The sequence below is a fragment of the Moheibacter lacus genome, assembly GCF_014042165.1.
GTDB lineage: Bacteria > Bacteroidota > Bacteroidia > Flavobacteriales > Weeksellaceae > Moheibacter > Moheibacter lacus.
The window spans coordinates 604,017-619,729 of record NZ_JACDZE010000001.1 but is presented as its reverse complement, the minus strand read 5'-3'; the positions used below and the strand labels follow the sequence as shown (position 1 = coordinate 619,729).

Sequence of the window (15,713 nt, the reverse complement as noted above, 5' to 3'; positions counted from 1 at the left end):
TTTAATTCACTTCTTCTAATTGGGACGTCTTGATATCAGCGTTCCGTTTCACAATTTTATTTAAGGATCGTTTCAAATCGGAAATTTCACTTTTGTTTAAATAAGTGATGTTAAAACTTAGTTTCTTAAAACCCGATTGCGTACGTCTGCTCGTTACATAAAGTTCCAGTTTTTTATTGAGTAAACTATTTTTTACTTTATATGAAATCAATTTACTCTTTGGGAAATCCACTATTCTTCTGGTTTGTGGGAAATATTTCACCCAAAATGCATCTTGTGTCTTGATGTTCAAAACCTCACCATCGCTACTGTATTCTACATGTTGATGTCCAAATTTATAAAACAAATAGATGGAGCTAATGAAGATAGCGATTAGGGTATAAGGATTGACCCAACGCGTAATCGTAGGTATTGGCACGAATACCAATAAAACGCTGAATATCAACCCTATAAAAAGAAGCGTGTAAAATATTTCTATCAAAAAATTTATTCTTTTGTTGTTGATGCGCATTTGTGATTTTCTAATAAATTTTAGTTTGAGTACAAGCTGAGGTTAAACATCTGTTTTTAGGTTTTTTACGATGAATTCTTGTCTGTCGGGCGTGTTTTTTCCCATATAAAATTCCAATAATTTTTCGATCGTCGTGTCTTTTCCGATCATTACCGGTTCTAGTCGCATGTCTTTCCCGATGAAATTCTTGAATTCGTCAGGCGAAATTTCTCCCAAACCCTTGAATCGCGTGATTTCCGGGTTTTTTCCCAATTCGTTGATTGCATTCACCCTTTCTTCTTCCGTATAACAATATCTCGTTTCCTTTTTATTCCGAACCCTAAACAATGGCGTTTGTAAAATGTACAAATGTCCTTCTTTGATCAAATCAGGGAAAAATTGTAAAAAGAAAGTAATGATCAGCAGTCTGATGTGCATTCCGTCCACATCGGCATCGGTTGCGATGACCACATTGTTGTAACGCAATTCTTCTAATCCGTCCTCGATGTTCAGCGCAGCTTGAAGTAAATTGAATTCTTCATTTTCATAGACGATTTTTTTGGTCAAACCATAGGAATTCAAAGGTTTACCACGCAAACTAAAAACGGCTTGGGTTTCCACACTTCGGCTTTTGGTAATCGAACCACTCGCCGAATCTCCTTCCGTGATGAAAATCGTCGTATCTAGCTTTAATTCAGACTTTTGGTCGTTATAATGTTGGCGACAATCCCGCAGTTTTTTATTGTGCAAACTTACTTTTTTCGCACGTTCACGCGCCAATTTCTGTATGCCGGAAAGCTCTTTTCGTTCGAGTTCCGCTTGTTTGATTTTTCGTTCCAGATTTTGTGCCGCATCGGGATTTTTATGTAAATAATTGTCCAATTGGGTTTTCACAAAATCATTTACAAAGGATCGAACTGTCGGTAAATTAGGCCCCATATCCGTTGAGCCCAATTTGGTTTTGGTTTGGGATTCAAAAACCGGTTCTTCCACTTTTACAGCAATTGCCGCGATGATGGACTTTCTGATGTCACTCGGATCGTAATTTTTATTGTAAAATTCCCGAACGGTTTTCACAATTGCTTCTTTAAAAGCCGTTAAATGCGTTCCTCCTTGTGTAGTGTTTTGGCCGTTGACAAAGGAATGGTAAGTTTCTGAATAAGATTTTCCGCTATGCGTTAAGGCGATTTCGATGTCTTCTCCTTTTAAATGGATGATGTCATAAACAATTTCTTCATCGATGTTGTCGTTCAACAAGTCCTTTAATCCATTTTCCGAATAATATTCTTCTCCATTAAAAAGAATTCTCAATCCCGGATTTAGGTAGACATAATTTTTGAGCATTCGCTCGACATATTCTTTTCTGAATTTGTAATTCTTGAAAATTTCAGCATCGGGAATAAACGTCATTTTGGTTCCCTTGCGCAGCGAACTGTCTTTTTCAGGTTCTTCCTGAATTAAATTCCCATATTCAAATTCGGCAATTCTGGTTTTATTGTCACGGACAGATTGAACACGGAAATAGGACGAAAGCGCATTGACTGCTTTGGTTCCGACACCATTTAAACCGACTGATTTTTTAAAGGCACGAGAATCGTATTTTCCACCGGTATTCATTTTGGAGACCACATCGACCATTTTTCCAAGCGGAATCCCACGACCATAATCCCGAACAGTTACTTCACTTTCTGAAACGGAAATTTCGATGGTTTTTCCTGCTCCCATGACATATTCATCAATCGAATTATCGATGATTTCTTTCAACAAAATATAAATCCCATCGTCTTGCGAAGAACCATCACCGAGTTTCCCGATATACATTCCCGGACGCATGCGGATATGTTCACGCCAATCTAGGGTTTTAATATTGTCTTCCGTATAATTGGAGTTGGGTTTTGAAGTGGATGTTCCCAATAAATTTTCTGCCATAGCTACAAAAATAGGAAAATTTAGGCTTTTTTCTTAAGTGTGAATTGTTTAAAAAATTGATAGTTTTGAACAACAACTTTATTTCATGAATTTCCTTTCTAAACTCCCAAATGTCGGCACTACGATTTTTACCATAATGTCCAAATTGGCACAAGAAAATCATGCGGTTAATCTTTCTCAAGGTTTTCCTGATTTTGATCCTTCTCCGAAATTGATGGATTTGGTTACAATTGCCATGAAATCGGGACATAATCAATATGCAACTATGAGTGGCGTAAAAGAATTGCGGGAGGAAATTGCCAAAAAATCTGAAGAAATCTATGGCTCTATTTATCATCCTGAATCCGAAGTTACCGTAACCACCGGCGGTTCGGAAGCGATTTTTTCGATTATTTCGGCTTTTATTCATTCCGGAGACGAAGTTATCCTATTTGAACCGGCATTTGATTTGTATCGGCCGGTGATTGAATTATTTGGTGGAAAAGTAAAAGCGGTTCAACTAAAAGCACCTGAATTTACGATTGATTGGAATGAAGTAAAAAATTTGATTTCGCCCAAAACCAAAATGATTTTGTTGAACAATCCCAATAATCCGGCAACCTATCTTTTGAAACCATCTGACTTTCAGAGTTTAATCAAAATTGTTCAAGACACGGAAATTCTAGTTTTAAGTGATGAAGTTTATGAACATATGGTTTTTGACGAGGAGAAATTCATCAGCGTAAGCCAATTTCCGGAATTGAAAAACCGGAGTTTTGTAGTGGCTTCATTTGGAAAATTATTTCATATCACGGGATGGAAAGTCGGATATTTTTTGGCGCCGGAAGAATTGACCCGAGAAGTCAGAAAGGTGCACCAATACAATACTTTTTCCGTCAGTACACCTTTCCAATTTGCGATTGCGGAATTCTTGAAAAACAAATCGGAATATTTACATCTTCCTGAATTCTTTCAGCAAAAACGGGATTTTTTAATTGAAGGACTGAAGTCAACTCCTTTTGAAATCATTCCACCCAAAGGAACTTATTATTTGTTGGCGGATTATTCTCAAATTTCGGATTTGAATGATTTGGAATTTTCCAAATATTTAACCGAAAAATATAAAGTGGCAACCATTCCTTTGTCAGCTTTTTATGAAATTCCGCCTCAACAAAAATTACTTAGAATTTGTTTTGCCAAAAAGGAGGAAACACTGGAAAAGGCGATTGAACTTTTGAATAAAATTTAGATAAATTTTGTTCTTTGTGCCATTCGTTGTGAACTTAGTGATAACATTAAACCATAAAGGGCACTAAGGTTACTCAAAGTCCACAACTAATGTTTTATTAAACATTAAATAAGAAATGCATCACATCGCCGTCTTTTACGATGTAATTTTTTCCTTCCACGCCTAATTTACCTGCTTCTCTTGCTTTGGATTCCGATCCGAATTGCACAAAATTATCATAGGAAATTACTTCCGCTCGGATAAATCCTTTTTCAAAATCGGTATGGATCACACCCGCAGCTTGTGGTGCAGTCGAACCTTTGTGGATCGTCCAAGCGCGGACTTCTTTCACACCTGCCGTAAAATAAGTTTGCAATTCCAATAAATCATAAGCCGCACGAATTAAGCGATTTACACCCGGTTCTTCCAATCCTAATTCTTCTAAAAAGATTTGTCGCTCTTCATAGGTTTCCAGTTCCATGATGTCGGATTCGATTTGGGCAGCCAAAACCAAAACTTCTGCTTTTTCATTTTTCACGGTTTCCTTTACTGCATCCACGAGTGGATTTCCGTTTTTCACGGCCGATTCGTCCACATTACATAAATACAAAACCGGTTTGAAAGTAATCAAATGAAGGTCTTCCATGATTTCGGTCTCATTTTCATCCAAATCCATTTCACGAACATTTTTTCCTTGTTCCAAGTGCGCTTTGGCTTTGGTCAAAACCTCCAATATTTCGATTTCTTTTTTGTCGCCGACTCTTGCTGCTTTTTTGGATTTTTCAATGCGTTTTTCCACCGTCTCCAAATCTTTCAATTGCAATTCGATGTCGATGGTTTCTTTGTCCCGAACGGGATTGATCGAACCGTCAACGTGGGTGATATTGTCATTTTCAAAACAACGTAAAACGTGGATGATGGCGTTACACTCGCGGATGTTGGCCAAAAACTGATTTCCCAAACCTTCGCCTTTACTCGCTCCTTTCACCAAACCGGCGATGTCCACGATTTCTACGACAGCAGGAATTACACGCTCTGGATTGACCAATTCCTCCAATTTGTACAACCTTGGATCCGGCACGGAAACCGTTCCTACGTTAGGTTCTATGGTACAGAAAGGATAGTTTGCCGACTGCGCTTTGGCGTTTGACAAACAGTTAAAAAGCGTTGATTTTCCTACGTTCGGTAAGCCGACAATTCCACATTTCATTTGATGTAAATTTATTGTTTTTTAAATGTCAAATGGAACGTGTCCGTTTCATTTGATGTATATTTATTGTTTTTCAAAGGACAAATGGAACTCATTCCATTCGTTTCATTTGGTTGAATCTTAAAAATTTCGTGCAAAGATAATTCTAATTGTTTGAATTGGAAATTTGAAGATTTGGAAATTAGGTAATTTGAAAATGGATGAAAGAAAATACAACTTGGAACTTTAAACCTGAAACCTGAAATGAAATTTTTATTTTTGCAAAGATTTCAAACTATGCCCAAACAAATTTCCATCCGTATTTCGCCACAAGATGTCTCAAATGAAAAAACTTTGAAAAAACAATTGGGGCAAGTCGTTGGCGTAAAACCCGATCAAATCAATGCCTATCAGATTTTGCGACAATCTTTGGATGCCCGCAACCGAAACATTCTCTATCAATTGCAAGTCAATGTTTTTGTCAACGAACCCTTTGAAGATGCATTTGCGTTTGAACCCGAACTGAAAAATGTGGAAAATGCCAAACCGGTATTGATCGCGGGAGCCGGTCCGGCGGGATTGTTTGCGGCCTTGCGTTTGATCGAATTGGGGCTAAAACCGATCATCATCGAGCGCGGAAAAGATGTGCGGGAACGAAGACGGGATTTGGCAGCGATGAACAAAGAAGGAATTGTCAATCCTGAATCCAATTATTGTTTTGGGGAAGGTGGCGCCGGAACTTATTCGGATGGAAAATTATACACACGATCCACTAAACGAGGAAATGTGCTGAAAAGTTTGCAGTGGTTCCATCATTTCGGAGCGACAGAAAAAATTTTGCAAGAAGCGCATCCACATATCGGGACGAATAAATTGCCCGGCATCATTTCCAAAATGCAGGAAACCATCGTGGAATGTGGTGGTGAAGTGCTTTTCAATTCCAAAATGACCGATGTTTTAATCGAAGGAAATCAATTGGTTGGCATAAGAATTAACGATGAATACGATCTAAAAGCTGATGCTTTGATTCTCGCAACCGGACATTCGGCGCGGGATATTTTTCATTTGTTGTACAACAAAAAGATTTTAATTGAAGCCAAACCTTTTGCTTTAGGCGTTCGGATTGAGCATCCGCAGCAATTGATCGACAGCATTCAATACCATTGTTCACCAAATGATTCCCGAAACGAATTCCTTCCGGCAGCGGCTTATTCGGTTGTAAGTCAGGAAGCGGGAAGAGGTGTTTTTTCTTTTTGTATGTGTCCGGGCGGCATCATTGCGCCGGCGAGTACGGAGGAAGGAGAATTGGTTGTAAATGGCTGGTCGCCTTCCAAACGCGATGGGATTTTTGCCAATTCCGGAATGGTGGTAACGGTAGATGAAAAGGATTTTGCGAGTTATGGATTTACGGGACCGCTGGCGGGAATGGAATTTCAGCAGATGGTGGAAAAAAATGCCTGGAATGCGGGAGGTGGAAAACTGGTGGCGCCGGCGCAACGGATGACCGATTTTGTGAAAGGTGTAGTTTCAGAGACTTTGCCCGATTGTTCTTATCTGCCGGGCACAAATTCTGCGCAGTTGAATTCTGTTTTACCGATTGAAATTTATGCTTCTATGCGTCGTGGTTTTGAGTCGTTTGGAAAAAAAATGAAAGGATATTATACGGAAGAAGCTATCGTTTTGGCGACCGAAAGCCGGACTTCTTCTCCGGTAAAAATTCCGAGAAATTTGGATGATTTACAACACACGGAAATCAAAGGTCTGTTTCCTTGTGGCGAAGGCGCAGGCTATGCAGGCGGAATTATTTCAGCGGCGATGGATGGAGAAAGAGTGGCGGAAGCGGTGGTTTTGTCAATTCGAGCGTAGTCGAGAAGTTGAATTAATTTGAAATTTCATAAACCAAATGCTCATATTTTCCGCCCATTAAATCTTTATTTCCAACAATCTGAAAACCAATTCGTTTGTATAGTTTTTTGGCAGAAGGATTTTCTACATCGACCAATAAACCTGCTTTTTCAAATCCTTTTTCTTTAGCCAAATTGAGCATGGCCAGGATTAATTTTTTTCCAATTCCTTTTCCTTGATGTTGTGGTGAAACGCTGATGGTGTCGAAGTAGAATTCTCCTTTTCCTGTTTCATTTTCAGGAATTTGTTCAAATCCATAATTCTCCAATAAATAATCCAAAAAAGGCTTTCGCAATTCATTTAATTTACTTCCATCATAAGCCGTAATTGAGCCCATAATTTCGTTATTTTCTTCATAAACCAGGGTGTTTTCATAACTGTATTGGTTATTTTCCAATTGGAAAAAATGTTCAAATAGTGAAATGGCTTTTTCTATAGTTGAACTTTGGGTAAATTTCATCGCCAGATCTTCCATTGCTTGTATAATCAATGGGGAAACTTGTTTGAAATCTGATTTTTTAGCGGAACGAATGGACATTTAAATTCAAATTTAATTCGTCAATTGTCGAAATGCATCTTCCAACGATTTATATTGGCCTTTGAATTCTTCAATCGGTGAGTCTGAAACAATTTTTCCTTTGTTTAACAAAATCACTCTTGAACACAAAGCTTCGACTTCTTGCATAATATGTGTGGACAAAATCACGGTTTTGCTTTTCCCGATTTCGCGGATGACTTCCCGGATTTCGAGAATTTGGTTGGGGTCGAGTCCGTTTGTCGGTTCATCGAGAATCAGAATTTCGGGATTCGATAAAATCGCTTGAGCGAGTCCGACACGTTGTTTGTACCCTTTTGAAAGTTGTCCGATTTTTTTATGACTTTCCGGAGTGAGTCCTACTTTTTGGATGACTTCTTCGATGCGTTCTTTCTTTTCGTTTCGAATGTCCGCAACAAATTTTAAATATTCGCGGACATACATTTCGAAATAAAGTGGATTGTTTTCGGGTAAAAATCCGATTCGTTTTTTGGTTTCGATGGGTTGGTTGAGAACAGAAAATTCATCGATTTTTATTTCCCCTGAATCAGGCAGAATGGCTCCTGTAATGCTTTTCATCAGCGTAGATTTTCCGGCGCCATTTGGTCCGAGAAGCCCCACGACTTCACCATTTTTGATTGAAAAGGAGACGGCATCCAGTGCTTTTTGATTTCCATAATTTTTTGACAATTTGTCAATGATAATTCCCATTTTCGATCTTTTTGGTAAAAATAGAAAGGAAAATTGATTTTAGGATAAAATAGAATTCTATTCGAAATGATTTTTGTCAAAATTTAAATAGTGGCTAAGTATGTTTGATGTTTTTCAAATGTTCCAAACCCAATTCTTTGATAGAAGTTTCCCTCATGTCGATTTTGCGGACTTTTCCAGAAATGGTCATGGGGAATTCAGATACGAATTTCCAATGTTTTGGGCGTTTGAAATGTGCGATGGCCGTACAAAATTGGTTCAATTCTTCAACATTTGGCGTATGTCCCTCTTTTAATTTCACCCAAGCCATGACTTCTTCTCCAAATTTTTCATCGGGAATACCGATGATTTGAGCATCAGCAATGGATTGGTGGGAATAGAGAAAGTCTTCAATTTCTTTTGGTGAAATGTTTTCACCTCCACGGATGATGAGGTCTTTGATTCTTCCGGTAATGTTGATATATCCTTCTGTGTCCATGGTCGCTAAATCTCCAGTATGCATCCATCCTGCAGCGTCTAATACGTTTTTTGTGGCCTCTGGGGTTTCCCAATATTTCAACATAACAGAATAGCCTCTTGTACAAAGTTCTCCCGAAACACCATTTGGAACAATTTGGTCGGTTTCCGGATTTACAATTTTGATTTCAAGATGATCCATTACGGTTCCAACGGTGCTGATTTGTTTCTCAAATGGTGTTCCGATGATGGTTTGGGTTGAAACGGGAGAAGTTTCAGTCATACCATAACAAATGCTTACGTCTTTCATGTTCATTCTAGATTGAACTTGTTTCATGATTTCTACAGGACATGGAGAACCTGCCATCACGCCTGTTCTTAGTGAACTTAAATTGAATTTCTCAAAATTGGATAAATTGAGTTCTGCTATAAACATAGTTGGAACACCGTAAAGTGAAGTGCATTGTTCCGATTCTACCGCTTTTAGTGTCAGTTCTGGATCAAAACTATCGTTTGGAATCACCATGGTTGCACCGTGAGAAGTGCAAGCCAAATTGCCAATCACCATCCCGAAACAATGGTAAAATGGTACAGGGATACAAACGCGATCGATGTGAGAATAATTTAATCTTAGCCCGATGAAATAGCCATTGTTCAAAATGTTATGGTGCGTCAGGGTGACACCTTTTGGGAAACCTGTAGTGCCGGAAGTGTATTGGATATTGATCGGTTCGTCAAATTGGACAGATTCTTCTATTGCGTTCAATTGTTGTTGGCTGATGTTTGTGGCCAATTCTAAAAATTGATCCCAATCTTGTTCAAAAAAGATGGAAAGACGTAAAGAAGGAACTTTTGGTCGGATTTCTTGAATCATCTTGACATAATTGCTGGTTTTGAATGTTTTGGTGGAAAATAAAACGCGAATTCCGGATTGATTCAATGCATATTCCAATTCGTGGACCCTATAAGCCGGATTGATGTTGACGAGTATGATGCCAATTCGAGCAGTTGCATATTGAAGTAAGACCCATTCATATCGGTTGGGTGACCAAATGCCAACTCGGTCACCTTTTTCAAGGCCAACTGCTAATAGCGCTTTTGCAATTTTTTCGGTTTGGGTATAGAATTCAGAATAACTGGCTTTATAGTTTTGGTGGACTGAAATGAGGGCGTCATGATTGGGGAATTTGGATACGGTTTTGAGAAGATTTTGACCAATTGTTTCGCCCAATAAAGGGTGGTTGGAGGTGCCGCTTGCATATGATTTTCCGACTGTCATTTTTTTATGATTCAAATTGAAAGATAAAATTATAAGAAAATAGGGGAGAAAAGATGAAAAATTGTCAGAAATGAAGATTTGGTATTTATTTTGTAATTTTGCAGTCCGATTTTTATCGATACGTTAATTGAAATATGGGGCTGACTGGTTTTGACAGCAAGGTCAATGGATGATGTAAGCATGTCGTGGCAGGTTGTGAACCCACGTAAATCAGGCACTTCAACTTTTTAACTGGCAACAACAATTACGCTTTAGCTGCCTAATTGATCGAATCATAGTAGATCTTGGCGCATCTGTACAAGGTACGGAAGCTAAATGTCTCTCAAGGGCCTTTCCTTACGGCGCTTGATCCAGAGGCACAGGAATGTGAGGATAGGTAGGACGGTGTTCCGGAGTTTTGCCGAAATTTAAGGAACTAAGCTGTAGTTTGGGTGTTTGTCCCCGTTCTGCAGTCGAAAAACAATGACAAAATAAACATGTAGAAAGCGCATAGGTTGCTTGTTTGGACGCGGGTTCGAATCCCGCCAGCTCCACTATTTTTGTATTTTCCTGTTAAATAACGATCTTAAAAATCCGCTTGACTTTATATGGAACTTTCGTTTGTCTATTCATTTTTTTAAGTTGCCAACTTATTTAAGATAAAAATAAAGCAAATGCCAAATTCCTATCTTATGTCAATGAAAAAACCCGGTTTAGTCCGGAACTTTGTATTATGGATTTGGCTTATAAAAATTACCTAAACGATTTTAAGGAACGCGATGAGAAGATGCCCGCGCTTTTCATCGGGCACGGTTCGCCTATGAACGGAATTCGTGAAAACGAATTTTCAAAAGCTTGGGCTGATGTCGTAAAAACGATGGATGTGCCCAGTGCGGTTTTGGTGGTTTCGGCACATTGGTTGACCCATGGTTCGCATGTCACGGCAATGGATTTCCCAAAAACCATTCACGATTTTGGGGGATTTCCACAGGAATTATTTGAGGTTGAGTATCCGGCGCCGGGAAATCCCGAATTGGCGAAACAAATTCAAAACGAAATCCGAACAGCTGAAGTAGGATTGGATCACGAATGGGGATTGGATCACGGCGCCTGGACGGTCGTCCGGCATATGTTTCCGGAAGCCGATGTTCCCGTTTTACAATTGAGTATCGATTATCATAAACCGGCGCAATACCATTATAATTTAGCCCAACAATTGGCCAACTTACGTAAAAAAGGAGTGCTCATCATAGGGAGTGGGAATATGGTGCATAATCTGCGAATGGTAGATTGGAAGCACATCGACGCTAATTTTGGTTTTGATTGGGCGGAAGAAATGAATGCGAAATTCGTCGAAATAATTGAGAAAAAAGAACACAGAAAACTCTTTGATTTGTCCGATTTGGGCGAAGCTGGAAAATTGGCGGTACCGACTCCCGACCATTATTTTCCACTAATGTATAGTTTGGGATTACAAGATTTTAATGACCAAATCGAAGTGTTTAATAATCATTGTGTTGCGGGATCGCTTTCCATGACTTCGGTGAAAATCGGATAAAATATCTTTTTGTTTTAACAAACCTTTTAGAGTTCTTAAAAAGAATTTTCAGAAACAATTTTTTATTTTCGCCAGATTGCTTAAGAATCGAATAATTAATCGTTAGAAAATTGAAAATGCATAGGGTAGTTGTTTTGATGATTTTTAGTTTTTTCATGGTCTCATTTGTGAAAAACCCTGAGTTGGAAGTGAAATATGAACTTTCATTGGTCGCAAAAGGTTGTCATTTCCAAGTGATGGTCAACGAGAAAATGGTGATGGATGGAAAATCTTATCAAATGGTGACCAGAAATTTGAACATCAACAAAGAATTGATCGATAGTGGTGATCAGAAAATTGATGTGAAAATGATCCGGATTTCCCGTGAAATGCCCTTAAAATCGACTCAAGCCTATGTCAATTTGAAATTGGAAAAAATTTCAGGTGATTCTACTGAACTAATTAAAGAAGTGAAATTGCCGACTTTTCCTTATGACGATGACGAAGTACAACCGCATTCTATCGGCGGATCAATTGAATTTCAAAAAGAATAAATACGAATTGGGTCATATTTCCGTTTGGGAATAATGAAACTTTTTATCTTTCTGGGTTGTGTCTTTTTTAGTACGTCTTTTATGCAAAATCCAGTCCAGCCGATTTATACCGTAAGTTACTCCAGTACAGATTGTTATTTCTTCATTTTGGTGAACAACAAAGAAATTTATAAAAACGAAAGCCAATACAAAGTCACACGATCCATTCCCATTGAAAAATATTTGGAAAAGAATGATTCTCAGAGGATTGAATATTTTATGTATCCTCGTCATACGATGATGGAATTGACAGAGAAATCAAAGTTGGAAGTATTTGTAATCAAACAAATTGGTGAAAAATTCGATACCCTTCATCGTTCCAATTTAAGGAATTTCGGATCAAAGGATGAAAAAGGAAAAATGCGATTTGCAACAAGAATTGGTGGATATGGTAATTTTCTTTTGGACTAATTTATATTTCTACTAATTTCCACATTTTCAAATCTCCAAATTAAAACCCTACCTTTGCAAAAGTTTTGGAAACAAAAACCCTTCATGATGTTCTGAAAAAATACGAGTCTTCCGATTTTGTACAGAATACAATTGCTCAATTTCAAAAAAACACCACTTCAAAAATCCATGTTACCGGTCAAGTCGGTTCATCGATCTCTTTTCTCGCTGCACAAATCATGCAAGCCTCAGGAAATCCAGTATTATTGATCCTGGATGACAAAGAAGAAGCGGCTTATGTGTTGAATGAATTGGAAAGCCTTTTTTCAAAAGACGAAGTTTTATTTCTGCCCGATTCCTATCGGCGTCCATATGAAATAGAAGAAACAAACAATGCAAATGTGGTTCTTCGAACGGAAGTTTTGAATTCTCTAAACGGAGCAAAGAAACCGAGAATCGTCGTCACCTATGCAGAAGGACTTTTTGAAAAAGTGGTTACCCGTAAGGTTTTGAGCAAAAATACTTTGAAAGTTTCTGTCGGGAATTCTTTGGATATCGATTTTCTTAATGAAGTTTTATTTTCTTACGAATTTCACCGGGTTGATTTTGTTTCAGAACCGGGCGAATTTTCCATCCGTGGCGGAATCGTCGATGTTTTTTCTTTTTCAGAAGAAAAACCTTACCGGATTTCATTGTTTGGTGACGAAATCGAAACCATCCGCGTTTTTGATATCGAAACCCAATTGTCAGTCGAAAAAGTAAAAGAATTTACCATCGTTCCCAATTTGGAAAACAAATTTACTTCTGATTCACGCGAAAGTTTTTTGGATTATATAGCGGACAAATCCATCATTTTAGCAAAAAATTTAAATGTCATTCAGTCTACCATTCACCGGAATTTCACATTGGCAGGCGAATCATTTGAGCGATTGTCAAAAGACATCAAACATGCATCTCCAAAGGAATTGTTTTTGGATGAAGTTGAATTCAAATCAGGACTTCAAAAATTTCCGGTTGTCGAATTTTCCTTGACACCTTATTTTGATCATTCTTTAGAAATTTCGCTTCAGCAGAAACCGCAACCTTCTTTCAACAAACAATTTGATTTGTTGGCTGAAGAATTGAACCAAAAAACAAAAGAAGGTTTTACCAATTATCTGTTTTGTTCAGGTGAAAAACAAGTGCAACGTTTTCACGATATTTTTGAAGACATCGCCAAAGAGGTAAAATTTGAACCGGTAATCGGCTCTATTCATCAAGGATTTGTAGACGAAGATTTGAAAATCACCTGTTTTACAGATCATCAGATTTTTGAACGTTACCATAAATTCAACTTAAGAAATTCATTCGCCAAAAAGGAAGCGATTACCTTAAAAGAATTGACTTCCTTACAAATCGGCGATTATGTAACACATATCGATCATGGCGTAGGGAAATTTGCAGGTTTGGTCAAAATCGATGTGCAAGGAAGCAAACAGGAAGCAATCAAGCTTTTTTATCGGGACAACGATATCTTATACGTCAGGATTCATTCCTTACATAAAATCGCCAAATTTACCGGAAAAGACGGAGTAGAACCGAAAATCAACAAATTGGGTTCACCGGCTTGGAAAAATTTAAAAAACAAAACCAAAACCAAAGTCAAAGAAATTGCCTTTGATTTGATTAAATTATACGCCAAACGGCGAACTCAAAAAGGTTTTCAATTCACTCCTGATAGTTATTTGCAAAACGAATTGGAAGCTTCCTTTATTTATGAAGACACGCCCGACCAATTAAAAGCGACCAACGACGTGAAAGCGGACATGGAAAGTGAACGTTCCATGGACCGATTAGTGTGTGGCGATGTCGGATTTGGTAAAACCGAAGTGGCGATTCGGGCGGCGTTTAAGGCTGCAACCGACGGAAAACAAGTGGCCGTTTTAGTTCCGACGACTATTTTGGCGTTCCAACATTTTAAAACCTTTACGGAACGTTTGGGCGATATGCCGGTTACAGTGGCTTATTTGAACCGATTCAAATCGGCAAAACAGAAAAAAGAAATCCTCGAAAAATTAGCCGAAGGCAAAATTGATATCATCATCGGTACGCATCAATTGGTTAATAAAGACGTGAAATACAAAGATTTGGGATTGTTGATTGTCGATGAAGAACATAAATTTGGGGTGGGCGTAAAAGATAAATTGAAAACGCTGCGCGCTAATATCGATACTTTGACATTGACAGCTACGCCAATTCCGCGGACATTGCAGTTTTCACTTATGGCGGCTCGCGATTTGTCCATTATCAAAACTCCACCACCAAACCGTCAGCCGATTCAAACCCAATTGATCGGATTTAACGAAGAACAAATTCGAGATGCGGTTTTTTATGAATTACAACGTGGAGGTCAGGTTTTTTTCATCCACAACCGAATTGATTCCCTGAAAGAAATCGCCGGGATGCTTCAAAGACTCGTTCCAGATGCAAAAATCGTTACGGGACACGGTCAGATGAAAGGTGATGAATTGGAAAAAGTGATGCTTGATTTTATGGACGGTCGATATGATGTTTTGGTTTCGACAACTATTGTGGAAAGTGGTTTGGATGTTCCGAATGCCAATACGATTTTGATCGGTGATGCACAGAATTTTGGATTGGCTGATTTGCACCAAATGCGGGGAAGAGTGGGGCGTAGCAACCGGAAAGCATTTTGTTATTTGATTTCGCCGCCGGTTTCAACTTTGACCAATGAAGCAAGAAAACGGCTTCAAGCCATCGAGCAATTTTCAGATTTAGGTTCGGGATTCAATATTTCCATGAAAGATTTGGAAATCCGTGGTGCGGGAAATTTATTGGGAGCAGAACAGTCCGGATTTATTTCGGACATCGGATTTGATACGTATCAGAAAATTTTAAACGAAGCCATCGAAGAATTAAAAGAAACCGATTTCAAAGATTTGTTTGAAGAAAAAAATATCGAAGAGAAAAATTATGTTTCTGAAGTTCAGATCGATACAGATTTGCAGATTTTAATTCCCGATGATTATGTGAACAATGTGGAAGAACGTTTGGCGCTTTACAACGAGTTGGCCGGAATTGAATCCAAAGAAAAATTGGCTGAATTTGAATCGAATTTAGTTGACCGATTTGGGGAATATCCAAAGGAAGTTTCCAATTTACTGGAAAGTATGCAATTGAAATGGTTGGCCAAAGATTTAGGTTTTGAGCGAATTGTGTTGAAAAAGAGCGTGATGCTCGCTTATTTCATTAGCAAACCTCAGTCTGATTATTTCCAAACTTCCAAGTTTCAAAATATCATTTCTACATTACATCAAAATCCAAGATTGGCTACTTTTAAAGAAAAAGCAGCAAAGAACAAAGAAGATGAGAATTCCTTAATGTTGCGATTTGAAGAAGTGAAATCGGTTCAAAAAGCATTGGAGAAATTGAGTGTTTTGAAACCTGAAATCTTGACTGGAGTAGAGAATTGATCAATAAAAAACCCCAAGAAATTTTTCTTGAGGCTTCTCG

12 protein-coding genes and 1 other RNA gene are annotated in these 15,713 nt (G+C 38.3%); 7 read left to right on the top strand and 6 right to left on the bottom strand.

The genetic code is table 11. The annotated features are described in order from the left end of the window. Position 1: 1 nt before the first annotated feature. Both HU137_RS02955 and HU137_RS02950 read right to left on the bottom strand, forming a co-directional pair. Positions 2-481: a hypothetical protein gene (locus tag HU137_RS02955; RefSeq protein ID WP_182042314.1), complete on the bottom strand. Its 480-nt coding sequence runs from the start codon at positions 479-481 to the stop codon at positions 2-4. Between the two features lie 72 nt (positions 482-553). After that, the gene (locus HU137_RS02950) at positions 554-2,419 is read right to left on the bottom strand and encodes a DNA topoisomerase IV subunit B (RefSeq protein WP_182042313.1); all 1,866 of its coding nucleotides are present in this window, start codon (positions 2,417-2,419) and stop codon (positions 554-556) included. An 85-nt stretch (positions 2,420-2,504) separates the two neighbouring features. On the opposite strand from HU137_RS02950, the gene HU137_RS02945 reads away from it, so the two are divergent. Next, complete coding sequence (locus tag HU137_RS02945; RefSeq protein ID WP_182042312.1) at positions 2,505-3,647, top strand: methionine aminotransferase; 1,143 nt, start codon at positions 2,505-2,507, stop codon at positions 3,645-3,647. A 97-nt stretch (positions 3,648-3,744) separates the two neighbouring features. Here the strand turns inward: HU137_RS02945 and ychF are convergent, their stop codons facing one another. Continuing rightward, complete coding sequence (gene ychF, locus HU137_RS02940) at positions 3,745-4,836, bottom strand: redox-regulated ATPase YchF (RefSeq protein ID WP_182042311.1); 1,092 nt, start codon at positions 4,834-4,836, stop codon at positions 3,745-3,747. A 276-nt stretch (positions 4,837-5,112) separates the two neighbouring features. Here ychF and HU137_RS02935 point away from each other — a divergent pair, with 276 nt between their 5' ends. Beyond that, on the top strand, positions 5,113-6,681 hold the full coding sequence (locus tag HU137_RS02935; protein WP_182042310.1) for an NAD(P)/FAD-dependent oxidoreductase: 1,569 nt from the start codon (positions 5,113-5,115) through the stop codon (positions 6,679-6,681). A 13-nt stretch (positions 6,682-6,694) separates the two neighbouring features. On the opposite strand, the gene HU137_RS02930 is transcribed toward HU137_RS02935, so the two are convergent. The 3 genes from HU137_RS02930 to HU137_RS02920 form a co-directional block, all read right to left on the bottom strand. Next, the gene (locus HU137_RS02930) at positions 6,695-7,258 is read right to left on the bottom strand and encodes a GNAT family N-acetyltransferase (RefSeq protein WP_182042309.1); all 564 of its coding nucleotides are present in this window, start codon (positions 7,256-7,258) and stop codon (positions 6,695-6,697) included. A gap of 12 nt (positions 7,259-7,270) precedes the next feature. Continuing rightward, positions 7,271-7,966 (bottom strand): ATP-binding cassette domain-containing protein, encoded by a 696-nt coding sequence (locus HU137_RS02925; RefSeq protein WP_182042308.1) that lies wholly within the window; start codon positions 7,964-7,966, stop codon positions 7,271-7,273. A gap of 94 nt (positions 7,967-8,060) precedes the next feature. Continuing rightward, on the bottom strand, positions 8,061-9,701 hold the full coding sequence (locus tag HU137_RS02920; RefSeq protein ID WP_182042307.1) for an AMP-binding protein: 1,641 nt from the start codon (positions 9,699-9,701) through the stop codon (positions 8,061-8,063). A gap of 136 nt (positions 9,702-9,837) precedes the next feature. Between HU137_RS02920 and ssrA the strand changes: the two genes are divergently transcribed. The 5 genes from ssrA to mfd all read left to right on the top strand — a co-directional run bounded on the left by ssrA (position 9,838) and on the right by mfd (position 15,673). Then, positions 9,838-10,237, top strand: a transfer-messenger RNA (tmRNA) gene (gene ssrA / locus HU137_RS02915). Positions 10,238-10,413: 176 nt separating this feature from the next. Beyond that, on the top strand, positions 10,414-11,238 hold the full coding sequence (gene ygiD, locus HU137_RS02910; protein WP_182042306.1) for a 4,5-DOPA-extradiol-dioxygenase: 825 nt from the start codon (positions 10,414-10,416) through the stop codon (positions 11,236-11,238). A 116-nt stretch (positions 11,239-11,354) separates the two neighbouring features. Next, positions 11,355-11,771, top strand: a complete 417-nt coding sequence (locus HU137_RS02905) for a hypothetical protein (protein WP_182042305.1) — start codon at positions 11,355-11,357, stop codon at positions 11,769-11,771. Positions 11,772-11,804: 33 nt separating this feature from the next. Further along, positions 11,805-12,221, top strand: a complete 417-nt coding sequence (locus HU137_RS02900) for a hypothetical protein (RefSeq protein WP_182042304.1) — start codon at positions 11,805-11,807, stop codon at positions 12,219-12,221. Positions 12,222-12,286: 65 nt separating this feature from the next. Beyond that, positions 12,287-15,673, top strand: a complete 3,387-nt coding sequence (mfd, locus tag HU137_RS02895) for a transcription-repair coupling factor (protein ID WP_182042303.1) — start codon at positions 12,287-12,289, stop codon at positions 15,671-15,673. The last annotated feature ends 40 nt before the right edge of the window (positions 15,674-15,713 follow it).